The 24,065-nt window shown below is 49.5% G+C and carries 21 protein-coding genes, 3 tRNA genes and 1 pseudogene; 3 read left to right on the top strand and 22 right to left on the bottom strand.

Annotated features, from left to right (window positions below):
- Positions 1-7 precede the first annotated feature (7 nt).
- The 5 genes from ACTHSA_RS08540 to rsmD all read right to left on the bottom strand — a co-directional run bounded on the left by ACTHSA_RS08540 (position 8) and on the right by rsmD (position 1,325).
- Positions 8-82 (bottom strand) — tRNA-Thr (locus ACTHSA_RS08540).
- A gap of 9 nt (positions 83-91) precedes the next feature.
- Positions 92-165: transfer RNA gene (locus tag ACTHSA_RS08535), tRNA-Gly, on the bottom strand.
- 31 nt (positions 166-196) lie between these two features.
- Positions 197-280, bottom strand: a tRNA-Tyr gene (locus tag ACTHSA_RS08530).
- A gap of 98 nt (positions 281-378) precedes the next feature.
- Positions 379-630 carry a YfhL family 4Fe-4S dicluster ferredoxin gene (locus ACTHSA_RS08525; protein ID WP_003679513.1) on the bottom strand — a complete coding sequence of 84 codons (252 nt, stop codon included), beginning with the start codon at positions 628-630 and terminating at the stop codon, positions 379-381.
- Positions 631-752: 122 nt separating this feature from the next.
- Complete coding sequence (gene rsmD, locus ACTHSA_RS08520) at positions 753-1,325, bottom strand: 16S rRNA (guanine(966)-N(2))-methyltransferase RsmD (protein ID WP_004520186.1); 573 nt, start codon at positions 1,323-1,325, stop codon at positions 753-755.
- Positions 1,326-1,691: 366 nt separating this feature from the next.
- On the opposite strand from rsmD, the gene ACTHSA_RS08515 reads away from it, so the two are divergent.
- Entirely contained in the window at positions 1,692-2,042 is a 351-nt protein-coding gene (locus ACTHSA_RS08515) for a hypothetical protein (RefSeq protein ID WP_079453718.1), read from the top strand.
- A gap of 113 nt (positions 2,043-2,155) precedes the next feature.
- Here ACTHSA_RS08515 and topA read toward each other — a convergent pair whose 3' ends face one another.
- The 10 genes and pseudogenes from topA to def all read right to left on the bottom strand — a co-directional run bounded on the left by topA (position 2,156) and on the right by def (position 13,815).
- On the bottom strand, positions 2,156-4,462 hold the full coding sequence (gene topA, locus ACTHSA_RS08510) for a type I DNA topoisomerase (RefSeq protein WP_004520185.1): 2,307 nt from the start codon (positions 4,460-4,462) through the stop codon (positions 2,156-2,158).
- A gap of 73 nt (positions 4,463-4,535) precedes the next feature.
- Positions 4,536-4,991, bottom strand: coding sequence for a DUF494 family protein (locus tag ACTHSA_RS08505; RefSeq protein WP_070624746.1), 456 nt, complete (start codon positions 4,989-4,991; stop codon positions 4,536-4,538).
- A 24-nt stretch (positions 4,992-5,015) separates the two neighbouring features.
- Positions 5,016-6,206, bottom strand: a complete 1,191-nt coding sequence (dprA, locus tag ACTHSA_RS08500) for a DNA-processing protein DprA (RefSeq protein WP_004520183.1) — start codon at positions 6,204-6,206, stop codon at positions 5,016-5,018.
- A gap of 235 nt (positions 6,207-6,441) precedes the next feature.
- The gene (locus ACTHSA_RS08495; RefSeq protein WP_004520182.1) at positions 6,442-7,716 is read right to left on the bottom strand and encodes a sigma-54-dependent transcriptional regulator; all 1,275 of its coding nucleotides are present in this window, start codon (positions 7,714-7,716) and stop codon (positions 6,442-6,444) included.
- Positions 7,703-9,829, bottom strand: coding sequence for a sensor histidine kinase (locus ACTHSA_RS08490; RefSeq protein ID WP_004520181.1), 2,127 nt, complete (start codon positions 9,827-9,829; stop codon positions 7,703-7,705). Before ACTHSA_RS08490 ends, ACTHSA_RS08495 begins: the two co-directional genes overlap by 14 nt.
- Before the next feature lie 3 nt (positions 9,830-9,832).
- A complete protein-coding gene (locus ACTHSA_RS08485) occupies positions 9,833-10,426 on the bottom strand; it encodes a DUF4390 domain-containing protein (protein WP_004520180.1) in 594 nt (197 codons plus the stop codon).
- Entirely contained in the window at positions 10,392-11,651 is a 1,260-nt protein-coding gene (gene rsmB / locus ACTHSA_RS08480) for a 16S rRNA (cytosine(967)-C(5))-methyltransferase RsmB (RefSeq protein ID WP_070503669.1), read from the bottom strand. Before rsmB ends, ACTHSA_RS08485 begins: the two co-directional genes overlap by 35 nt.
- 46 nt (positions 11,652-11,697) lie before the next feature.
- Positions 11,698-12,216: pseudogene (locus tag ACTHSA_RS08475) on the bottom strand (O-acetyl-ADP-ribose deacetylase).
- Between the two features lie 33 nt (positions 12,217-12,249).
- Positions 12,250-13,176, bottom strand: coding sequence for a methionyl-tRNA formyltransferase (gene fmt, locus ACTHSA_RS08470; RefSeq protein WP_070503666.1), 927 nt, complete (start codon positions 13,174-13,176; stop codon positions 12,250-12,252).
- Between the two features lie 135 nt (positions 13,177-13,311).
- Positions 13,312-13,815 carry a peptide deformylase gene (gene def / locus ACTHSA_RS08465; RefSeq protein ID WP_003678675.1) on the bottom strand — a complete coding sequence of 168 codons (504 nt, stop codon included), beginning with the start codon at positions 13,813-13,815 and terminating at the stop codon, positions 13,312-13,314.
- A gap of 234 nt (positions 13,816-14,049) precedes the next feature.
- On the opposite strand from def, the gene ACTHSA_RS08460 reads away from it, so the two are divergent.
- Complete coding sequence (locus tag ACTHSA_RS08460) at positions 14,050-15,315, top strand: LysM peptidoglycan-binding domain-containing protein (RefSeq protein ID WP_049336996.1); 1,266 nt, start codon at positions 14,050-14,052, stop codon at positions 15,313-15,315.
- Positions 15,316-15,626: 311 nt separating this feature from the next.
- Here the strand turns inward: ACTHSA_RS08460 and ACTHSA_RS08455 are convergent, their stop codons facing one another.
- Both ACTHSA_RS08455 and pyk read right to left on the bottom strand, forming a co-directional pair.
- A complete protein-coding gene (locus ACTHSA_RS08455; RefSeq protein ID WP_004520172.1) occupies positions 15,627-17,042 on the bottom strand; it encodes an OmpP1/FadL family transporter in 1,416 nt (471 codons plus the stop codon).
- Between the two features lie 175 nt (positions 17,043-17,217).
- Positions 17,218-18,690 (bottom strand): pyruvate kinase, encoded by a 1,473-nt coding sequence (gene pyk / locus ACTHSA_RS08450; RefSeq protein ID WP_049337966.1) that lies wholly within the window; start codon positions 18,688-18,690, stop codon positions 17,218-17,220.
- Between the two features lie 213 nt (positions 18,691-18,903).
- Between pyk and ACTHSA_RS08445 the strand changes: the two genes are divergently transcribed.
- Positions 18,904-19,407 (top strand): hypothetical protein, encoded by a 504-nt coding sequence (locus tag ACTHSA_RS08445; RefSeq protein ID WP_049336347.1) that lies wholly within the window; start codon positions 18,904-18,906, stop codon positions 19,405-19,407.
- A gap of 65 nt (positions 19,408-19,472) precedes the next feature.
- On the opposite strand, the gene ACTHSA_RS08440 is transcribed toward ACTHSA_RS08445, so the two are convergent.
- The 5 genes from ACTHSA_RS08440 to pyrB form a co-directional block, all read right to left on the bottom strand.
- Entirely contained in the window at positions 19,473-19,598 is a 126-nt protein-coding gene (locus tag ACTHSA_RS08440; protein WP_003684698.1) for a hypothetical protein, read from the bottom strand.
- Between the two features lie 23 nt (positions 19,599-19,621).
- On the bottom strand, positions 19,622-20,485 hold the full coding sequence (locus ACTHSA_RS08435) for a GNAT family N-acetyltransferase (protein ID WP_049336349.1): 864 nt from the start codon (positions 20,483-20,485) through the stop codon (positions 19,622-19,624).
- A 275-nt stretch (positions 20,486-20,760) separates the two neighbouring features.
- Positions 20,761-21,426, bottom strand: a complete 666-nt coding sequence (locus ACTHSA_RS08430) for a hypothetical protein (protein ID WP_440378870.1) — start codon at positions 21,424-21,426, stop codon at positions 20,761-20,763.
- 193 nt (positions 21,427-21,619) lie between these two features.
- Entirely contained in the window at positions 21,620-22,078 is a 459-nt protein-coding gene (pyrI, locus tag ACTHSA_RS08425; protein ID WP_004520167.1) for an aspartate carbamoyltransferase regulatory subunit, read from the bottom strand.
- A 10-nt stretch (positions 22,079-22,088) separates the two neighbouring features.
- The gene (gene pyrB, locus ACTHSA_RS08420) at positions 22,089-23,009 is read right to left on the bottom strand and encodes an aspartate carbamoyltransferase (protein WP_440367686.1); all 921 of its coding nucleotides are present in this window, start codon (positions 23,007-23,009) and stop codon (positions 22,089-22,091) included.
- Positions 23,010-24,065: the final 1,056 nt, after the last annotated feature.

Raw genomic sequence — 24,065 nt, 5'->3', positions numbered from 1 at the left:
AATGAGATGGTGCCCATGGGCAGATTTGAACTGCCGACCTCTCCCTTACCAAGGGAGTGCTCTACCCCTGAGCTACATGGGCGAAATTGTTTGGAGCGGGTGAAGGGAATCGAACCCTCACCGTAAGCTTGGAAGGCTTCTGCTCTACCATTGAGCTACACCCGCATACTCACTATTTGCTCCAAGTAAGAATTTTTGGTGGAGGGAGAAGGATTCGAACCTTCGAAGCTCACGCAACAGATTTACAGTCTGCCCCCTTTGACCGCTCGGGAATCCCTCCAAAAGAGAACGCTAGTTTATTGGCAACTTAGATTTCCGTCAAGATTTTTTTTTATTTATTTCTTCAAAAACATCCAAGCTTTTGCTTTTAAACACTATTTATTTAAACTGAATGATTTTTTCGTACTTAGCCATCAGCTCTTCGTGCGTTTCAGGATGCTCTTCATCAATCAAGATACAGTCGACAGGACATACCTGTTGGCACTGAGGCTCATCGTAATGGCCTACACATTGCGTACACAAATTTGGATTGATTTCGTAAATTTCTTCACCTTGCGAAATGGCATCATTAGGGCATTCCGGCTCGCACACATCGCAGTTAATGCACTCATCTGTAATAAAGAGCGACATTTCTATTTCCTTTTTTCTTAAATTATCAAAACCGATTGGGCGCGGATTATAGCACAAATGACGTCGGAACAATCCGTTTGAAAGAATGTTTTACACCTTGGGAATGATTCTCAAATTCTATACTATTCAGCAACTTGCGAATAGAGCAACAATTCAAACCTGCTCATTCCCGCCTTTCCTTCCCGATAAATTTCCAGCCAATCCGGTTTTTCAGGCAGCTTCCCTGCTTCAATATAGACCATTGCCCCATTTTTCAAGTGGCTTTGCAATCGGATAAACAGATTTTGCCAATCTTCCCATGCAAACGGCGGATCAAGGAACACAACATCAAATTTTTCAGACAGCCTTGCCAGATAAGCCATGCCGTCTGAACATTCGATTTTCGCCTGTTTCAAACCTAATTCACGGATATTTTTCTGAAGTGTTTGAACAGTTTGGCGGTGGTTATCGACCATTACCACTTTTGCCGCATGACGAGAAGCAGCCTCCATTCCCAAAGCACCGCTGCCGCTGAATAAATCCAATACTGTTTTTCCAGTTAAATCCTGACCCAGCCAGTTAAACAGTTTTTCACGCACGCTGTCAGGCGTCGGGCGCAGACCATCTGCAGATAAAAATGTTAACTTTCGTCCCCTACATTGTCCACCAATGATACGTACTTGATTGCTGTGTTTGGAATGTTTGTTGTTTGCCATAATTCTTAAAAAGATACCGATTTTTCAGACGGCCTCAATTATATAGTGAAACTGCTATCAAACCATATTTCGATCTCTGCTTTTAGAGACAACAAGGCCGTCTGAAACTCATTTTTCAGACGGCCTTAGTTTGTTCTAAATAAAAGAAGTTAATTGTTTCAAAGGCTAAATTCTAATATGTCTATAGACATCTCTAACTTTTCAAACACCCACTTTTTTATTTAATTTACATATCTAACGACTTTTCCTCCTTGCTTCAAAATAGTTTGATTTTTATATGGATGGTTAAATTATCAAATATAGTTGAGTAAATTATATTTTTATATTATATTTTCATATTACCTATAATGAATATTGAGGTTTTGTATGAAAAATATCGTCTTACTTTTTACTTTACTTGTAACACCAGTTTCTTCTTTCGCAGCTTGCTATGGAAGCGACTCATTTCACACTTGCAATGACAATAGCGGGAATACTTATAGTATCCAAACAATTGGCGATACTACCTATGTAAATGGATATAATTCTCGAACTGGAAGCAATTGGTCTCAAGAAAGTATGCATATTGGCAACACTACTTATACTAATGGTCGTGCAGCAAATGGTAATTCTTGGGATATGACCACCCAAAGAATTGGAGATACCACTTTTATGAATGGAAGAAATTCTCAGGGCAATTATTTTAGTAAAACCTGTAACCAATTTGGATGTTATTGAACCATCTCCTTAACTTTATGGATATTCTTCTCTAGCTTAATTGAAAATATTTAAAAAAAGGCCGTCTGAAAATCATTTTTCAGACGGCCTTTTTCTATCCAAGCTTTAACCAATTACTCTTTCGGTGCCGGCGGTTCAATCTGTTCTTTCCATCCGCATTCTTTTTGTGGGCACACTTTTTCCACGCCCCAGCGTTTGGTGGTTTTGATGGTCAAAACCGGCCACGCGCATTTTGGGCAGGTTTCTGCAATGGGCGGGTTCCAAGTGGCGTAGTTGCAGTCAGGATAAGTGCTGCAACTGTAAAACAGTTTGCCGTAACGGGATTTGCGTTCGACGAGGTTGCCTTTTTTGCATTGCGGGCATTGGACGCCGGTGTCTTTCGGTTTTTCCAGCGGCTCAACGTGTTTGCATTTCGGATAGTTGGCGCAGCCAATGAATTTACTGCCGGTACGGCTGTATTTGTACACTAGACGACCGCCGCATTTAGGGCATTCGCGTCCGTCGAGTTCAGCTTGCTCTGCTTCCGCTTTGGCAATACGTTCGGCCGCTTCTTCGGCGGTTTCGTTAACGTTGCGGGTGTAGCTGCACTCGGGATAACCGGCACACGCAACGAAACGACCCATTTTGCCAAATTTGATTTGCAGTTTGTGTTCGCCGCATTTCGGGCAGGTTTCGTCGAGTTCCTGCGTGGTAAATTTGGCGCGTTCGATACCCTCTTTTTCTTCTACTTGCTTGATAAATGGTTTCCAGAATTTATCCATCACGGGAATCCATTGGCGTTTGCCGTTGGCAATTTCGTCAAGCTGGTCTTCGAGTTTGGCGGTGAAGTGGTAATCGACATATTGGGCGAAGTGTTCGGTCAGGAATTTGTTGACGATGTCGCCTGTGTCGGTGGGCATAAAGCGTTTTTGCTCAAGGGTAACGTATTCACGGTCTTTGAGCGTGGAGATGATGCTGGCGTAGGTCGAGGGGCGGCCGATGCCGTATTCTTCGAGGGCTTTAACCAGCGTGGCTTCGTTGTAGCGCGGCGGCGGGGTGGTAAAGTGTTGTTCGCCGTAGAGTTTGTCCACAGGCAGTTTGTCGCCTTCGCTCATTTCAGGCAGTTTTTTGCTGTCTTCGCTCTCTTCGTCGTCACTGCTTTCTTCATACACGCTCAAAAAGCCTGCGAAAGTCTGCACTTGTCCGGTTACGCGGAATACGCCTTTGCCGACGGTAATATCGACAGTGGTTTGGTCGAATTTGGCGGGCGTCATCTGACAGGCAACGGTACGCTGCCAAATCATTTGATAGAGTTTGAACTGGTCTGCGCTCAGGAAGGGTTTGACGCTTTCAGGCGTGCGGTACACAGAAGTCGGGCGGATCGCTTCGTGGGCTTCTTGGGCATTTTTGGACTTGGTTTTGTACTGCTTGGCCGAACTTGGCAGATATTCTTTGCCGATTTTGTTTTCGATGTAATAGCGGATTTCGGTTAACGCTTCATCGGCCAAATTCACGCTGTCGGTACGCATATAGGTAATCAGACCGATGGCGCCCTGCCCTACGTCTATACCTTCGTAAAGCTGCTGGGCGGTACGCATGGTGCGGTCGGTAGTGAAACCGAGTTTGCGCACGGCATCCTGCTGCATGGTGGATGTGGTGAACGGCGCGGCTGGGTTGCGGCTGCGCTTTTTCTTTTCGATGGCGGTAACGACAGCCTCTTTGCCTTCGAGTTCTTTCAACACGTCGGCTTGCGCGGCTTCGTTCGGTAGGTCGAATTGTTCGAGTTTCGCGCCGTTGTATTGGGCGAGTTTGGCGGTGAACTTGCTGCGGCCTTTGTGGCTGTCGAGATGCACCGTCCAATATTCCTGCGCTTCAAACGCGCGGATTTCGTTTTCGCGTTCGCAAATCAAACGCAGTGCGGGACTTTGCACACGGCCTGCGCTCAAACCGCGGCGGATTTTTTTCCACAACAATGGCGAAAGGTTGAAACCAACCAAATAGTCCAAAGCGCGACGGGCTTGTTGCGCATCGACCAAATCCATTTCGATTTCGCGCGGATGGGCAACCGCATCGAGCACGGCGTTTTTGGTGATTTCGTGGAACACGACACGCTGCGGTTTGATGTTTTTCAATCCGCGTTTGGATTTAAGGATTTCCAAAAGATGCCAAGAAATGGCTTCGCCTTCCCTATCCGGGTCAGTTGCGAGGTAGATGTTTTCAGCTTCTTTGGCACCGGCAACGATGGCATCGACGTGTTTGCTGTTGCGGCTGATCAGTTGGTATTTCATGGCAAAGCCATTGTCAGGATCGACTGCTCCGCTTTTCGGAACCAAATCGCGGACATGACCGTAAGACGCCAAGATTTCAAAATCACCGCCCAGATATTTTTTCAGGGTTTTGGCTTTGGACGGGGATTCGACGATTAATAGGTTTTTCGCCATTGTTGTTCTCTTTTGGATGTATTGGGTTTATGTTTCAGACGGCCTTTATTATTGAGGCCGTCTGAAAAAAGGTTTAGTGCATCACGTTTTGTCCGGTCAACGCACTCATCAAGTCGTCGCCTATCAGGACGGGTAACTCGCTCTTGTGCATCCACAACACCAGCAATACCAACACTTTGGCGGTATCGAGGGTGATTTCGTCCGATGGAATGTGCATCAGGGCATGAATGACGATTTCGCGTTGCTCATAAGTAATTGCGTGTTCGGTAACCAAATACTGCATCAAGCCCATGACTTCCTGCGGCAGGTTGTCAGCTTCTTCACGGCAGAATACGCGCAGGGAGTCGCTGTTAAACGGCTCAGCATAGAATTCGGACGTATTGAACAAGACTTCCATCATCATTAATGTATTGCCGATTTCCGTAGCATCAAAACCCGCATCTTCCAAGAGGCGACCCAAATCCTCCGGAGGCGGACAATTGTCGAAATCTTGGAAGTGTTCGATTAAATAGGCAATGACTTCGGTCATGCTGGTTCCTTAAATATAGATAATTCATGCTTTGACACGCTGATAACGGCCGCCCGGCAAGGCGGCAACGATACCGTCAAGTTCGTATTCCAAAAGCTGTGCGTACACGTCTGCCGCCGCCGTATTGGTTTGTTGCGCCAAAATATCGGGATGTATCGGGTCGTAACCCATTGCTTCCAATAAAGCGCTTGTTGATGGGGCGGCAGATAGGTTTTCAGACGGCCTTTGCGGTTCATCCGCTATTGTTTTTGGTTGCAGATGTTTGGTTTGATCGTTTTTCAGTTTTACCGTCTTATTTATAGAATATGATGGAACAGGCGTATTTTGCAATAGCTGCGGACACTCATGGAGAATATCGTCCAGACATTCCACCAGTTTTGCCCCGTCTTTAATCAGCTTGTGGCAGCCTTTGCTATGCGGATTGTCTATCGACCCGGGCACCGCCATCACTTCGCGCCCCATCTCTGCCGCCAGCTTGGCGGTAATCAATGAGCCAGATTCCAATGCCGCCTCGACCACCAATGTCAGCTGCGATAATGCGGCAATCAAACGGTTGCGGCGCGGAAAGTTGCCTGCAAACGGACGCGTATCTAAAGGGAACTCGCTGACAATCAATCCCCTTTCGGCAATTTCATAAGCAAGGTTTTTATTGGACGGCGGATAAATGCGGTCTATACCGGTTCCCCAGACGGCGATGGTGCCGCCATCTGCCTGCAATGCCCCCTGATGGGCGGCGGTATCGATACCCGAAGCCATACCCGATACGACGGGAATGCCTTTTTCGCTCAACGCCCTACCGAAATCTTTGGCAATTCGCATTGCCTGCGGCGTGGCATGGCGGCTGCCGACCATCGCGGCAGAAGGTGTGTGCAGCAGCTCTGCATTGCCGCGTAAAAACAAGACCGGCGGCGCGGTAATGCCTTGTGTCAGCATTTCGGGGAAATCATCATCTTGCAGCAGCAACAAACGGCAACCGTCCTGCATTTCCCATTGTAAAGCGGCTTCAGCAGACTGCTGCGCCAAAGCCCGTTTGTCCGCATTACGCCACGACTCGGCTGCCTGTTTATGGCGCACCAACGCGGCAATTTTGTCTGCCGGCGCATTCAAGGCAGCTTGTGCGCTACCGAATTGCTGCAACAGCACCAAAAAACTTTCTGCGCCGATATAGGGCGTAAATGCCAGTTGCAACCAAGCAAAACGCTCGTTTTCCGTCATCAATCTGTTCCCTTTTCGTAATGTTTTTTTCAGACGGCCTGAAGTAAATCAAGGCCGTCTGAAAATTTTATTGATATAAAACTTCTGTCGGCTTAAAAGGCAAAATAACAATGCCTAGCCATACCATTATTTTTATAAAGTATTGCTTGTCTAAGCAAACCGTCAAATGACGATGCCGTCTGAAAAACCTGATGGCTTTCAGACGGCCTCTTTTGTGTTTGAACCGATATTGCGCTTATTCTTCGGATTTGTCGGCGCTGCGGCGCGATACGCTGATACCGAGTTGTTTGAGTTTGCGGTAAAGGTGTGTACGCTCCAAACCGACCTTTTGCGCCACGCGGCTCATATTTTGGCCTTCTTGGGCGATGTGGTACTCAAAGTAACGGCGCTCGACTTCTTCCCTCAATTCGCGCAAAGGCATATTGAAATTGAAGCCGCCGATGATTTCTGTCGCCGTCGCGTTTTCCTTCTGACCCAAAGCCACGGCAACGGCCTGCTCGTCCACTTCTTTGCCGTCAGATTCCAACATGATGTTTTTCACCGTTTCGGCAAGCTGGTCGTAATTGCCCGGCCAATCGTATTGGCGCAAAACCACCAATGCGCTGTCGCTGAATTTTACCGGCTGGATTTTTTGACTTTCGGCCAAATCGGTCATGATGCGGTTGATTAAAAAGACGATGTCGTCCGGCTGGCTGCGCAAAGAAGGAACATTGATGCGCTCTTTCAACAGCTCTGCTAATCGGCCGGCAACGACGTCATCGGCGCCCTCACCTCGTTTAAAACCGCATGAAGCAATCACACGGACATTGTAGCGGTCGGCTTTTTCCAGCAAGAAAGCAATGCCGTTTTGGATGTTTTTGCTGTAACGGGCAATATCGCCGACATACAAAATACCGCCTGATGCCTTTTGCAACAGCTCCATCGGCGTATCAACAATGTGTTCGACACGGTCGGTTGCCACCCAAGGCGTACCGCTTTTGTGCAGATAGCGGGCGACAATCTCAAACGGCGAGCCAGCCTCACCGGCCAACAACAGCGGGCGGTTGTGTTTGGCGGCCGCTTCAATACTGCCGTTCATTTCTTGAATGACGGAACTGTTGCCCAGTTTGTCCAAAGTCATGCCGGAGGCCGTCTGAACTTCGCCATGTTTCAAGGCGCGTTCTACTGCGGACAAGAGTTTTTGCAGGGCAATCGGTTTTTCCAGAAAATCGAGCGCGCCGATTTTAGTGGCTTCAACCGCAGTGTCAATGCTGGCATGGCCGCTCATCATAACCACAGGCATATTGAGTTGGCCGTTTTTCGCCCACTCTTTCAACAAAGTGATGCCGTCGCAATCGGGCATCCAAATGTCCAGCAATACCATGGCCGGACGCGTTTGATAACGCAATTGGCGCGCTTCTTCGGCATTTTCGGCCAAAGTGACGGTATAGCCTTCATCTTGAAGGATTTCGGAGAGCAGGTCGCGGATGCCTACTTCATCATCTACAATCAAAATATCACTGCTTCGCATAAGTTTCTGCCATTTCCGGTAAAGCTATTTTGACGCACGCGCCGCCACTGTTCTGATTGCTCAGGCTGATACGGCCGCCATGCTCCTCGATAATTTTTTTCACAACGGGCAAACCCAGCCCCGTTCCTGTCGGTTTGTCGGTAACGTACGGCTCAAAAGCATTGTGCAGCATTTCTTTGCTGAAACTTTTGCCGTTGTTGCAGACGGTCAGGAAAACCTGTCCGCCTTCGCGCCCTGTTTCGACGTTTACTTGAGGCGCTTCGTCCGACTCTGCCGCTTCTGCAGCATTCTTAAATAGGTTATGCAACACTTGGCGCATCGCCGTCGTATCGGCAACAATCGGCAGGGCGTCGGCGCTGAGCCGTGCATTAAACTTGCACGCGCCGGCCTCATATAATACCAATACTTCCGACACCAAACCGTTTAAATCTTGTTTTTCTAAATTCAGCGACGGCGCACGCGCATAGTTGCGGAACGCTTCGACCATTTCTTTCAGCGCGGCCACCTGTTTGACGATGGTATCGGTTGAACGGCTGAGAATTTGGGCGTCTTGTTCATCTAGTTTATCATGCAATTTCCATGCCAATCTCTCGGCGGAAAGCTGGATAGGCGTAAGCGGATTACGGATTTCGTGCGCCAAACGTTTCGCCACTTCGCCCCATGCGGCCTCTTTTTGCGCCCGCATCAAGACGGTAATGTCATCAATCACCATCACCACGCCGTTATCATTGTCTTCCGGCAAAATGGTGGCTTTGCCCAACAAGATTCGGGCATCATCGGGCGCGGCGTATTCGACTTGGACGGGTTTGTTGCTATCGGCGGTTTCATTAATGGCGGCAAACACATCGGCCAACAGGGTTTGCTGCGGCGATTTGCCGTGCCATTGATGCCAGTTACTGCCCCACAAAGACACCAGCGAAACGCCCAAAATCTGTTCGGCGGCCTTGTTAAAGGTTTTCAGACGGCCATTGGCATCCAAAGTAATCACGCCTGTAGTCAAACTTTCCAACACGCATTCCAAATAATGGCGTGCTGCTTCTTCGCGCAAACGGTTGCGCTCGTCTGCCTCTTTGGCAATCGCTAATTGCTCGGTCATGTGGTTGAATAACTGGGTCAAACGGCCGAACTCGTCATTGCGAAATACCGGCCGAGTCTGGCTGAAGTCACCCTGAGCCACCGCCCGCGCACCCTCTGCCAGCGACAATACCGGTGCCACAAAACGGCGGGCAAAATACAAAGCCATCACCAGCGCCAAAAAGATGGCCAATAATGTCGCGACCAACAGCGTGGACAGGAAAAAGGTTTGCAGGCCTTTTTTGGTATAACTCAGTTCGGCATATTTGGCTCGGGCTGCTTCAATCAGCGTCGCGTCTTGGGCAACATCTTTCGGAATCGGCTGCCGAAAAAACAACGCATAATCCTGATTTTTATGCGGACCGATCAGCATCCAGCCTTGAGCATACAGCACGCCGCCGATGTTTTCCAAGCTGCGCACCGAGCCGGTCTGCTCCAGTTGCTCCCATCCTTCTTTGTTAAGCTCAGGTTGATTTAGTTTCAAGGGATTGATGCTTTTCTCGGCTTTATGGGTAGTCGCGTTATAAAGCGCCAGCTGGGCAAAGTCGGCAGTAAGCGCGGATTTTGCCAGCGCTTGCCCTAAGTTGCCGTCCAGCGAAGCGGCGCTGATTAAGTCGATCTGCACCGGCGTGGCGTTGCTGACAGCGTTGTCTACCGCCAAGTTCAGCGCGGATTTGCTCAAGTTTAAGCTGCGCTCTAGAGCCTCATGGGTATCGTTGCCAAACCAAGAATTAATCGTACCGTTAATAAACTGGGCGGAAATACCGAACAAAAACACGCCCGGCAATACGGCAACCAAAGTAAACATCCCCGACAGCCGACGTGCAATCTGCGAACCGAACACGCTTTTGCTGTTGTCGCGCATCAAAAGCACGACATAGCGCACCAACACCGCCGCCAACACCAGCAACAGCAAACCGCACAAGGCGACAATCCACCAGAAGTAATCGGACAATACGTTGCTGCTGCCCGTTGCAACAGTCAGACCGTACAACAAAACAACGGCGAATACGGCGGCAATCAGAAGAAAGCGGCGCATGGTTTACTCCTGCACGACCGACAAGGACTTCCAACCGGAATCCAAATGCCAGTTTTTAGACGTCAGGGCATTGATTTGGAACGGTTTGGGCAGCTTGGCGGTTGTCAGCAGCAGGCGGATTTCAGCCTTCGTGTCTTTGGCGGCCACATCACTCAGCGCACCCTTGGACAAAACCTTCCAATTCGCGACCGCGCCCACTGCGCGCAAGGCAGTCTCAAGCGTATCGTACTCGGTAGAAAACGTACCGACGGTAACGCGATAGCGGTTGGTCAGCGGATGGAAGGACAATTTGTATTGAATCGTGCTGTCGTTGTTGAGCAGCTGGTCGAACTTGAATTTATAAGACGACATAGACGGCGCTGACAGCTGCCAACTTAAATTGAAATGCAGGGGGACGCCCTGTTTGAGTGCTTCTTTAAGCTGGTCGGGCAAGTCAGTGCGGAAACGGCTGCTGACGGAAAGCTGTCCGGCATGGGTCAGCTTTGCCTCGGCACGGGTCGCACTGATGCCCTCGCCTGCCGCGTTCAGCGACACGGCAAGCAAGAGCGGTACAATCAGCGTTTTACTGCTTTTTAATAAGCGCGTAATAAAAGCCATCTTGATGTTTGTTCGGTAAAAGCACATGCGATTCGATCAACTCGGCATCGGCATGGCGGTTAAGGAATTTTTGCAACTGACCGTCGTTTTCTTCGACAAAGACCGAGCAGGTAGCCAGCAACATCCTGCCGTTTTTCGTCAGGGTCTGCCACAGCGCGTCTAATAATGCTTCCTGTTGGCGTGCGGTTTTGACGGCATCGGTCGGCCGGCGCAGCCATTTGACGTCAGGATTGCGCCGCGCCACGCCCGAAGCGGTACACGGCACATCGGCCAAGACAGCGTCAAAGGTCTTTCCATCATACCATGCCGCCAAGTCCTGCGCATCGGCACAAGTCAAAGAGGCCTTTTGAAAGCCTAAACGGTCAAGATTGCTCTTCACCCTGTTCAGACGGCCTTCATCTATATCCAAAGCGGTAACATGACAATCTGCCAGTTCCAAGATATGGCCTGTCTTGCCGCCCGGCGCCGCACAGGCATCGAGAATGCGTTCGCCGTCTTTCGGGTTCAACAAATAGGCAGCACGTTGCGCACCAAAATCCTGCACCGACACCAGGCCGTCTGAAAAACCGGGCAGGCGGCTTACCGGCACAGCTTCTTCCAACATCACGGCGTATTCGTCCAAAGCCCTGGCCGCAATACCTTCCGCAGCCAGTTTTTCCAAATAGCTTTCGGCATTGCCGTGTCGGCGGTTGACGCGCAAAGTCATCGGCGGATGCGATTGCAGCGCAGTGGTGATATTGTGCCAATGTTTCGGATAATGGTTTTTCAAATAAGCCACCCACCACAGCGGCAAATTGTGTTTCGCCACATCGTCTTTTTTGCAGGAAGCTGCGAGCTTGTCGCGTTCACGCAAAAAGCGGCGCAAAATCGCATTGGCAAACGAGCGGAACTGGCCGCGGCCGATTTTGGCAATGCTTTCCACCGCTTCATTGACCACGGCATGAGGCGCATTGCGCGTGTAATGCAGTTGGTACATCGCCGCCAAAAGCAGGCTTTCAAGCTGCGGATTGTCAATCGGCTTCTTCAACATTTGACCAAGCATATACTTCAAACTGCCCAAATAACGCTGGCAACCGTAGGCAATATCCTGCAACGCGCCGTTTTCCTGCGCCGTCAGCTGCGGATGCGCCGCGCGGATTTCCGCCAAGACATCCTGAAGATTGCGCCCTTCGGCAACCGCGGCAACGCTGTCGGCGGCCAGTTTTTGGGCGAGGGACATACTCATATTTTTGCTTTCTGATTTATATTTGATTTCAAGTGTTCGGAGGATTTCAGACGGCCTGTTCGGCTGCCAGCAATGCCCGATAATATTCGGCATCTGCTTTGGAAAAACAGCAAAAGATGATTTTTTCCACTGCCGGACATTACGGCAGGACTTGTTTCAAACTCTCCAAAGCGATACGCGCGGCAGCTTTGGCCGGGAAACGGTACACACCGGTACTGATGCACGGAAAGGCGATGCTGTGAAGATCGTGTTTCTGGGCAAGCAGCAAGGAATTGGCGTAGGATTGTGCCAATTTGGCCTCTTCATTTTGTTTTCCGCCAAACCATACCGGCCCGACCGTATGAATGACAAAACGCGCAGGCAAACGATAGCCTTGGGTTATTTTGGCTTCGCCTGTGCGGCAACCGCCCAAAGTTCGGCACTCATCCAGCAGCTCTTTGCCTGCGGCGCGGTGTATTGCACCGTCTACTCCGCCACCGCCCAACAGCGATGAATTGGCGGCATTGACAATCGCATCGACTGCCAATCGGGTAATATCGCCCTCGACCACTTCAAAAACAGCCATTGTTTTCTTTCCTCTACGTTTGTTTCCAGCCTGTTACAAAACCGTTCCGACTTCAATCGTCCGGCCTGCCGCAAATGCCTGTATGCTCATGCGTTTGCTGCCGGAAGGCTGCAATTCGGTAATGTTCAGCGCATTTTCACCGCACGCCACCAGCAGGCCGTCTGAAGTGCAGGACAACACTTCGCCTGCCTTACCCTGTTTGACCACGACTTCGGCACGCCAGATTTTCATCGGTTTGCCTTGATACTCGACCCACGCGGCAGGTACAGGGTTGAAAGCACGGATTTTGCGCTCAATCACAGCCGCGCTTTCATTCCAATCGATACGCGCCTCTTCTTTGCTCAATTTCTGGGCGTAGGTAACGCCTTCTTCAGGCTGTTTGACCGCATTCAGACGGCCTTCAGCCTGCAGACGCTGCAAGTCGGCAACAATCGCTTCCGCACCCAAACCCATCAGCGCGTCATGCACTTCGTTGGCGGTATCCGTAGGCTGGATGGCGTAGCGGTGTTCGCTGACCACATCGCCGGTGTCCAAGCCGATGTCCATCTGCATGATACACACACCGGTTTCGGCGTCGCCGGCTTCAATCGCACGTTGAATCGGTGCCGCGCCGCGCCAACGGGGTAACAGCGAAGCGTGGATATTGAGGCAGCCGTGTTTGGGCGTATCCAACACATCCTGCGGCAAAATCAAACCATACGCGGCCACTACCATCACATCCGCGCCCGTATCTTTAAGCATTTGCAGGGCTTCGGCGTTATTGCGCAACTTTTCCGGCTGCGCCACGGTCAAACCTAATTCCAAGGCAGCCTGTTTGACCGGCGATGCGGTCAGCTGCATGCCGCGGCCTTTGGGGCGGTCAGGCTGGGTCAACACCAGCGGAATTTCAAAACCTGCGGCGGCGATGGCTTTCAAGGCGGCGGCGGCAAAATCGGGCGTACCGGCAAAGATGACTTTCATGTTGTGTCCTTGTGAAAATGGTTTGAATGGGCGCGTTGGGCAAACTGTTTCAGCTGAAAAGGCCGTCTGAAAGATTGAAAACCGAAGTATGCCTTCTGTTTTGTCTTTTCAGACGGCCTTTAAGCGATGCGCAGGTCAGATGGTGTGTTTCTGACGTTTTTTCAGTTTGGTTTTGATGCGGCCTTGTTTCAGCTGCGACAAGTGTTCGACAAACACGATGCCCATCAGGTGGTCCAATTCGTGCTGCACGCAGATTGCCAGCAGGCCGTCTGCTTCCAGCGTGAATTTCTCGCCTTTTTCGTTCAAGGCTTCAACTTTGACGCGCTCGGCACGGGTCACAGTATCGTAAATGCCCGGTACGGACAGACAGCCTTCTTCGTAAGTTGTCTCGCCGTCTTTTTCGACAATGACGGGATTGATGAACACGCGCGGCTCGCTGCGGTCTTCGGTCAAATCCATCACGACGATGCGCTCGTGTACGTCGACCTGAGTGGCCGCCAAGCCGATACCGCGTGCTTCGTACATGGTTTCAAACATATCGGCAACCAATGTCTGGATGCGCTCGTCGATTTTTTCAACAGGTTTGGCAACCGTGTGCAAACGCTCGTCAGGGTATTGGAGGATGTTCAGTAAAGCCATAATATTCTCGTTTTATAAAACTGATGTGTGATTTTCATACAGATTTGGTTTCCGCCGCCACAATCTCCTGTCATGACAGCAACATTCAATGCTAAAATAACGCCGAAAAATGTTAAGATAGCGCGACAGAGGCCGTTCGTTATCGTATTGATGGATGGGCGGCAGTTTCGCAAACTCCAGCCTTCTCTGTTTATCATCTGAAGACAAACCAAACCGATTTCAAGGGGAACGGTTATGCAACAACGTATTATAACCCTGCTTTGCATGGCAGGCATGGCTATTTCTGCCCACACTCAGGCAGCTTCTTTAAAAATCCGCCCCAATGCGCCGCAACGCTACGTCGTTAAAAACGGCGATACCTTGTGGGGCATTTCCGGCAAATATCTGTACAGCCCGTGGCAATGGAACCGCCTTTGGGGCGCCAACCGCAACGCCATCCGCAATCCGCACCTGATCTATCCGGGTCAGGTGTTGGTTTTACGCTACGTCAACGGCCAGCCTCGACTGGGTTTTGAACACGCCCAAACCCGTTCAGACGGCATTCCCGTGATCAAACTGCATCCGCGCGTACGCGAAACTTCCGGCTACGGCATTCCGACCGTCAACGTCAACCTCTACCGCATGTTTATGAAACATCCGCAGATTATCGCTCCGGAAGAAACCGCCAACGCGCCGCGCCTGATTGCAGGTCCCGACAACCGCGTCCTCTACACCCAAGGCAACCGCGTGTACGCATACGGCCTGACCGAACCCGGCCGCTACCTGACCTACCGCGTCAATAAAAACATCACCGATCCGGAAACCGGTAAATTCCTCGGCCAAGAAGTCGTGTTCAGCGGCATCGCCAACACGCTGCCTTACACCGACTCCGCCTTGGAAAACCGTACCCGCGCTTCTGACGAAAAACTCAAAAGCAACGAGTATTACACCCAAGTCAACAAAGTCATGAAGCTGCGCACCCAGTCCGCGCAACCTTTGGTTATCGAAGAAGCCGTTTCCGAAATCCGCAAAGACGACTATCTGCTGAAACTGCCCGAAGGCCTCGACAGCTTCAATGTGATGCCTCACGCCCCTGCCCGTCCGATTCAGGCCAAAGTCGTTTCCATCTTCGACGGCGTGGGCGAAGCCGGTCAGTTCCAAACCATTACTTTGGATAAAGGCGAACTCGACGGCTTGGACAAAGGCACTGTGGTCAGCCTCTACAAACGCGGCCGCCAAGTCCGTGTCAATCTATCCAACAACCTGATTCGTAAGCCGAAAGACAAAGATACGGTTGAGTTGGTTTCCATTCCGGCGGAAGAAATCGGTTTGGCAATGGTGTACCGCACATCCGACCATCTGGCCTCAGCCATTATTTTGGAAAGCCTGAACAGCGTTTCCATCGGTGATACCGCTTCCGAACCCGGCCGCGACTTGGACAATATGGCTGATGAAAAAACCATGGACAAGCCGGCTGAAGACGAACAAGAAAGAGAAATCGAACTGGAAGTCCGCAGCTGATTGAGCTTTCTTAGCAGCCATCTGGCAAATAAGGCCGTCTGAAAACCTGTTTTTCAGACGGCCTTTTGATTGCTGCCCATCAGAATAAAGAAATCTGTAACACGTTGTTTAAAGCGCAAACAACATCTTATTTTTCCAGCCGGTAATCGGCTATTCTTTTTTCTATCGTTTTTCCGTTCTGCCATTCCAATCAGAAATATGTAAAGCCCAACACACCATTTATTGCCTGTGGATTGCTCCATCTGTTCCTGCCAATCAAAAAGGCCGTCTGAAATCTTCAGACGGCCTTTTTATCCACAACTCAAATCCGATTATTTGAATTTGTAAGTGTATTGCAAGCCCAAGATGTCCGCTTTATTTTTGAAGCGGGCAGAGGATGCACCGCGGCTGTCCACGTCGTTGCCGCTGGCTTTGCCGGTGCGGTAAACCGTGTCATTGATGTGGATATGGCTGTACGCCGCATCGATAACATGGTTTTTACCCAGTTGATATTTGGCACCGACGGAGAACCAAATACGGTTGCCGTCAGGCAGGCTGTTCATACGGTCTTCAGCGCTTTTAACCGGCGATTTATCGAAAGCGATACCGGCACGCAGTTGCAATGGTTCGGTAACTTGGTAAGAGCCGCCGAATGCAACTTTATAAGTGTTGCGCCAGTTAGGCGTGATAACGGTACGGTCAGATTGGCCGTTGACAACTTTTTTGGTGTTTTCAAACACCAGCTCCGCTTTGTTGAAGCGGCTATGGCGCGTCCAAGTCACATCGCCGAACAGGTTGGTTTTGTCGGTGGCGCGGTACATACCATGAACAGACAAAGACTCAGGCGTTACGATTTTTACGCTGGCTTTTTCGTTCGGCACATAACCGCGTGCAGCCATTGCACCCAAATCCCATGCGCGTTTTGCATATGCGCCGTCCGCTTCCCAATCGGCAGTGCCTTTCAGCGTATGCGATACTTTGGAACGATAGTTCACACCCACGCGTGCGCGCTCGTTGATGTCCCACATCCACGCCAGTTGGTAACCAAAGCCCCAATCGTGACCTTTTACATCGGCATGACCGTCAGCTTTGCCGGTCGCATCGACAGCAACGGGACGGCCTGCTTGACGGGAAGCCAAGCCGCTGGCCAACTGGCTGATGGCGCCGGAAGCATCCCAGTCGGAGTATTTGCGCAATTCGGCTTTGGAATATTGGGCAATCAAACCGGCACCGACGGCGTGCTGCTCATTCAGTTTCCACGCAACTACCGGCTCGATGGCTATGGTGGTCAAACCCAGTTTGTTGATGTTGTGGCGCAAGACGGAATCTTTTTCGTATTCGGTTGCCGAACCGAAAGGAACGTACACGCCCAAACCCAAAGTCACATCGTCGCTGGCTTTGTACGCGCTATAAACGTGCGGAGCAACGGTGGTTTCGGTAATTTTGCCGCTGGTCGAGCCGCTGACATCGGCACCCGTGCGGAAGTGTTTCGCAGATTCTGCCTCATAATGAATGCTTGGGAAAACGATATTGGCGTTGACGGAAATTTGGCTGCTGTCGATTTTGCTCAAACCGGCCGGGTTGTAGAAAATAGTTGAGGCATCGGCGGCTTCGGCGGCGGCGGCGTTGGCCGTGCCTTGTGCGTTAACGGATTGTGTGCCGAAATGGTAGCCGGAGGCTTGGACGGCGGTAGATAACAGTGCTGCGCTTAAAATAAACGCTGTTTTTTTCAGGTTGAAATGAATCATTTTGGTTTACCGTGAAAGTGGCGTACAAAGAAAAAGGCCGTCTGAAACGTCCTTTATTGATTTAGTATAGGCACTCAATTCTATACTACATCATTATTTTTGCCTAATCTTTTCTTTTTTTACACAAAAAAGCAGGCTAAAACAGCCTGCTTTTCCAATTATCGGATCACTGCAATTATTTAACCTGCAACACTTCCAGCGTATTGGTCGAACCGGATTCGCGCATTTGCGAACCGCTGGTGATGATGTATTGGTCGCCGCTTTGGAGGATTTTGTGTTCTACCAGCATGGCTTCCACTTCGTTCAGCGCGGTATCGTGATCGGTACTGGTTGCCAAAATCAACGGACGCACGCCGCGGTACATCGCCATGCGGCGTTGCGCTGAAACACTCGGCGTCAGGGCAAAAATCGGCAGGGTGATGTTGTGGCGGCTGACTTCGAAGGCGGTCGAACCGCTTTCAGTCAGGGCAACGATGGCTTTGGCGTGAACTGCTCGCGCCACGCTGACCGCACCGCCAGCAATCGCCAAGTTGGTGCTGACGGCTTCGGGATACTCGACCTGTTCGGCAACGCCGTTGAGCGAATCTTGTTCTTTTTCCGCAGCCGCACAAATAATCGCCATTTGGCTGACGGTTTCAAACGGATACGCACCGACGGCGGTTTCGGCGGAACACATCACCGCATCGGTACCGTCCAATACCGCGTTGGCCACGTCGCTGACTTCCGCGCGGGTTGGTACAGGGTTGGTAATCATGGATTCCATCATTTGAGTTGCGGTAATGCTGAAGCGGCGCAACTCACGGGCGCGGCGGATCATGCGTTTTTGTAGGGCAGGTACGGCGGCATGGCCGACTTCCACTGCCAAGTCGCCGCGGGCAACCATAATACCGTCGCTGGCAAGGATGATTTCGTCCAGATTTTCAATGGCTTCTACGCGCTCGATTTTGGAAACCAAACCGGGACGTACGGCTGTACTGCCTTTCATTTCTTCTTCGACTTTGGCGCGTGCGATGTGCAAATCTTCGGCAGATTTCACAAAGCTGATGGCCAAGTAGTCGCAACCAATGGCAATCGCCGTTTTCAGGTCGCGGAAGTCTTTTTCGGTCAACGCACCGGCAGACAGGCCACCGCCGCGTTTATTGATACCTTTGTTACTTTTCAGCACATGGCTGTTTTCTACCCTTGTAATAATCTTACTTCCTTCAACCGCCTCAACGGTCAAAGTCAACAGGCCGTCGTCCAGCCACAAAACATCGCCGGCAGCGACGTCATTCGGCAAATCACGGTAGTCCAAACCCACCGCTTCGCGTGTACCTTCGCCTTCAAGTGCGGCATCCAAAATCAAAGTTTCATCTTTATTCAGCTCGATGCTGCCGCCGGCAATTTTACCGACACGGATTTTAGGCCCTTGCAAGTCGGCAAGAATGGCGATTTCCTGACCCGCACGTTTCGCGGCTTCGCGTACGATACGGGCATTTTCTTCATGAAACTCCGGCGTACCGTGGCTGAAATTGAAACGGACGACATTAAGGCCGCCGACACGGATCATGTCTTCCAACAATTGTACATTGTTGCTGCCCGGACCCAGTGTGGCAACAATTTTGGTATTGTGGCTGATACGGGTTAAATCACGTTGCAATTGGCTCATGTAAACGTCCTTTCCTGTTGATTTCACGTTTGATAATGAAGAAGATTGTACTCTTAATGCAATAATGTTGGCGTAAAATTACATCATTTTCTGACTTAAACTAAATTTATTTTTGCATTAACCTACTTTTCTATCGGATACAATACACTCTCACGTCGTCATTTTTAATTTTCAGACGGCCTCCCTCATACTAATAGAATACCCAACTGATCCATGAAACGTTTTTTGACTCCGCTACCCATCGGTATCGTTTTGGCCGACCTGATCTACGGTTTCGTACTTAATGTCATGCAAGGCTTAAATTTGCAACAAACCGCCGCCAACCAGTCCGGTACAATTTCCGTTACGCCCGACATTGCCTTCAACAGCCTACAAATCGTCGCCAACGGCGGCATGGTCTGTATCATCGGCTTCGGTTTGATTGTTTTGTTCCAACTCAACCGCGCCGTATTACGCCAACAAATCCTGCCCATCGGTATTTTCCGAACCCTCGGCCTGTTGGCTGTTTTGGCATTCAGCATTTCGTCTTTGTGGGAATGGTTGCATGCCGCTTTGTCGCTGCTTTCCGGGCACAACGTTTTAAACTTCAGCAACCCGCGTTATCTGGTTACCGCAGCCTGCATGCCCATCATCGCTTTCTTGTGCATCCTGCGCCTGTACAATTGGTATCGCCTGCATCGGACTGTTGCCGCTGACGACACCTCCACGACACTCTAATCAAGTTGCAAAAAGGCCGTCTGAAACAGGAAAACCTATTTCAGACGGCCTTGTCATTGTATATCTCAACGTTGATGGCTGGTTTCTACACCGGCCTTAATCTCACCATACATTTGCGAGCTGCCTCCGCTGCCTGATGCGCAGGCCGCCAAGCTCAGTGTCAAAACAGCCGCGGTCAAAATCTTCAACATTGATTTCTCTCTTTCCACAAAAATTATTTCGGATCGCAACGGAAATGGTAAGCGCAAATTTCAAATCCGTTTTTGAAGTAGAGACGATGCGCACCTGCACGGTCATGGTTAACATGGACATTCAGATGGATTTTGGTCGCGCCGGTTTCCGCACCGATTTTGCGTACTTCTTCCAACAAGCGTGAAGCATAGCCTTTTTGGCGGCATTGCGGCATGGTTACGAGATCATCAATATGGATATGGTAACCACTGGCCAAGTTATGTGCAGTATGGAAACCGCATACGGCCACGGCATTTTGTTTACCTTCTTCAAAAATACCCAACAGGCGGTAACCGGTTTTGCGCTGATGCTCGTTGATTTGTTCGACGAAACGGTGAATATCGGTCAAAGAAGAACGCAAAATGCTCAATGCCGCAAAAGCGGTTGCGGTTTCTTCCGGCGGAATTTCACGCAATACGCCAACCACAGGCGCGGCAGCTTGAGGCTCAGGCTGAGCATTGGCCGCTTCCGCACGCTCGGCTGCATGTTTTTCTTCAATCGCCTGCGCCAACAAAACGCGCTCGACCGGCACTTCGCCCTGCTGTTTGCTCTCTTGCTCTTTGAGCAAGGCTTTGCAGTCAATCACGCGCAAATCATTATCCGCTGCAAAGTCCATCAAGAAACGGAACATTTGCGGATTGTCTTCTTCCAACTTTTTATCGACCGCTACACAACGGACATTGTCCACCAAAATCGGGCGCACCCAATTCGAATAGGAAAGGCGGTTGTCTTTAGTAAAGGAGGACAAAATACCGCACAGGCGCTCCGCCCAGTCGCTTGGTCGGAAAATCTTGCCTTTGCTGGTCGTACCATGGATCACAACTTCATAAGGATTACACACTAACATAAGCAGCTTCCTGAGAGTAAATGGCTGAAGGAATATTTCGCCAGTGCCAACATCAGAAAAAGTTCCGATACATAGCAACAGATTATTGAAAAAATATCAGTAAGGTTTTGAAATACGACAATGATGAGACGGCTTGCCGAGCCTGACAATCCGTTTCGAATTCTTTGATTATTATACCCGATACGCCTCTTTTTCTTCAAAAATCATTTGAAAAATAACAACAGGCCGTCTGAAAACAAGTATTTCGGTTTCAGACGGCCTGCATATTTTGAATATCAATACAACAATTTCTTGCGGGGCTTTTGCTCGCCATTGGATTTAATTTCTGACAAATTGAAATTCAATATGCTCAAATCCAAAACGCTTTCTGAAGTGCATTGATCGCCAAAGGCATTTTCATAAGTGGCTTTCAGTTTCAATACTCCGCCGAATGTTTGGTCCGGCAATTCGGCAGCCAGCGCCAACATGCTTGCAAACACGCCGCCATACAATTCTCCCGATGCCAGCATATCCACGCCGCCGGAAAACATCTCCAAGCGCATAACTGCATCGGCAACCAGCTTGCTCGGCAAGTGATCCGGCAAAGCCTCAGCCTCAAAACGCACATTCTTCGCCAAGCCCTTACCGCTATTGCGGACAACCAAAACCAATAAATCCGTTTGTCCATCAGAACGTTGCAACGTCGCATGCAAAACAGGATGAATGCTCTCTTTTTGAATCAGCTGCTCACGGTGCAAAATCTTGCTTTTAGCTTTGGATCGCGCAGATACGACGGCCCAAATCAACCAAACAAATGCAACGGCAGAAATGGCTGTAACCAAAAGGGGAAGATTGGTCAAATAGGCTTGCTGATTAAACCAAACTTGTGCGGCTAAAAATCCGGCAAAGAAAATCAAGACGTATAAAATTGGGGCAAACCGGCTTTGTATGGATGAGTGCATGAGTTTTCCTACATTTCGTATCATGTTATTAAAAAATAATGCCTTTCGGGCGAATAATGTCATCAACCCGGAAGGCATTATTTTAACGTAATTTTAACGCAATTTGCTTAATATCTTGCTTTTTATGAAACTAATGTATCAAGCAGACAACTCAAACCGTATAGCCGTATTTTCAGACGGCCTGAGATTTTTATCAGGCTTCGGCAACCGAATCACGCGAGAAGGTTTTTTCGCAATAATGGCATTTCAAACGCGTCTGACCATTATGTGAACGGACATAAAAGCGACTGATGACCGGCTCGCCATGACTGGCACAATTAGTATTCGGGCAACGGAACACTTCCGAAATCTCGTCCGGCAATGACAAATGCTGTTTCTCAACCACCTTAAACCGATCGATTTTGTTGACCACTGCTTCAGGGGCAAATAAAGCTAAACGGTTGGCCGCATTGGCATCCAACCACACACCGCTGATTTTGATAATGTCTTTGCTTCCCTGCGTTTTACTGGGCAAATTAAAACCAACCGTAACCGCGCTGCCATAATGCAGCAGCTTAAACTGTCTTAAAATGGCCAAGCCTTTACCAGCAGGAATATGGTCAATCACCGTACCTTGTTCGATTGCTTCAACGCTGAGTTTTGAGTTTTCCATCTTTCGCTCCTTAAACTTCTTCGTTCAATACCAAAGACAAAATCGCCATCCGTGCATACACTCCATTGGTTGCCTGTTCAAAATAATAGGCATGAGGTGTTTTATCCACATTCGGATGAATTTCATCTACCCTCGGTAAAGGATGCAAGACGCGCAAATTGGGTTTGGCGTTTGCCAACATCGGCGCATCAAGATTGAATTTACCCTGAATTTTGGCAAATTCCTGCTCATCAAAACGTTCGCGCTGAACGCGGGTCATGTACAAAATATCCGCCCATTCGACCGCTTCTTCCAAGCTGGACAGGACTTGATAAGGGCAACTGGCCTCCTCCAGCTCTTCAGTGATATAGTCCGGCATCGCCAAGCTGGGAGGAGAAACAAATGCAAACTCACAACCCCAACGCTTCAATGCTTGACATAATGAGTGTACCGTACGGCCATATTTCAAATCACCGGCCATCGCAATCTTCAAATTGCTCAAACTACCTTGTGTTTCATAAATCGTTACCAGATCCAAAAGCGTCTGGCTTGGATGTTGGTTGGTACCATCGCCGGCATTAATCACGGGCACGCTCGAAAACTCGGCCGCCACACGGGCCGCACCGTCTTTCGGGTGTCGCTGAATAATCGCATCCGTATAACTGGAAATAATCCTCGCAGTATCTGCAAGCGTTTCACCCTTTTTCGCGCTGGTATTCGCGCCATCGGAAAAACCGATAACTTTCCCACCCAAACGCTGTACCGCCGTTTCAAAAGACAAACGCGTACGGGTAGAGGGTTCAAAAAAGCACGAACCAATCAATTTACCTTCAAGCAAATCTTTGCGAGGCTGCTTTTTCAACTTCAAGGCCGTCTGAAGCAGCAATTCGAGCTGCTCCGTCGTCAAATCTGAAATTGAAATAATATGTTGCCGATAAAGCGGATTAGGCATGACCATTCCTTCCCATAAAAAAGCCCGCAACAGGCGGGCGTTTCAAGCAAACCGATTCCATCGTTGCCCGACATCATCCCCGTCGGACAATCACAACCATGTTTCTACCACACCCATGAAATCTCCCGCATTATCGCATATTTAACAGACGACTGCTTCTATCAAGTTTTCAGACGGTCTGAGACCTTTGCAAAAAATCCTTCATCCCCAACAGCCAAAAATCAAACACAGGGACTTGACAGCTCCCTTTTATCTTCCCAATGCTCGCATCTTGTAGGAGCAAACAAGCGCAAGTAAGCTGTTAACCACTTCAACGATTCAAACATATCGCTTTCGAATAGCGTTGCACACCCATGTTGCCTAAAGCAAATTAGGTTCACACCCTGATTTACAGTGAAACGTAACAAAGCTTTGTTCAACCACATAACGGGTTTTTCGACAAATATTCGGTTGTGTTTGATTTGCGTTTCCGTCGATGAGTTGTTGCAAAGGGCTTTGCGATAATGCAGGTCTGTAGCTGATGTTTTTCTAGGTGCCATCTGTTTTGCTGCCGTAGCCTTTGATCGAACCTTCTGCCATACCTTATCTCGTCGATATTGAAGGAGTGATGTGCAGTTTCTCAATATAGCCTTTCAAAATAGATACAGATATATGTTTGCTGTATCAACCAGCCTTTTACCCTGCAGACAATGCTATCTTTGCTTGGTGTAATTTGTCTACAGCCTTTATCTTTTATTATCCTTACCCATGACCGCTCGGGCCGTCTGAATAATGTTGCATCAATAACTTAAACTACCGCTTTCTCTACTTTTAAACTTTCCCGCTCAATTTACAGTTAATTCCTAATAGTTCTGACCAGGGCATTACCTTCCGCCGGCTGGTTGCAGTGTCAGCATAAGGTACTGGATTTGAAATATTCAGTTCGTCAAAATAATAAAACGGGTTAAGACAATAATGCAGTACTCGAGGTTGAGATCAGCCTCTCCCGAAAGGACGTGCCTGAGCACGTCCTTTTTCTTTATCCGCTTCTCCCTTTCCACCCGATTGTTACCCCAT

This window comes from Neisseria sp. P0008.S002 (genome assembly GCF_051962805.1).
Taxonomy (GTDB): domain Bacteria; phylum Pseudomonadota; class Gammaproteobacteria; order Burkholderiales; family Neisseriaceae; genus Neisseria; species Neisseria perflava.
This window is presented reverse-complemented; position numbering and strand designations above follow the sequence as displayed.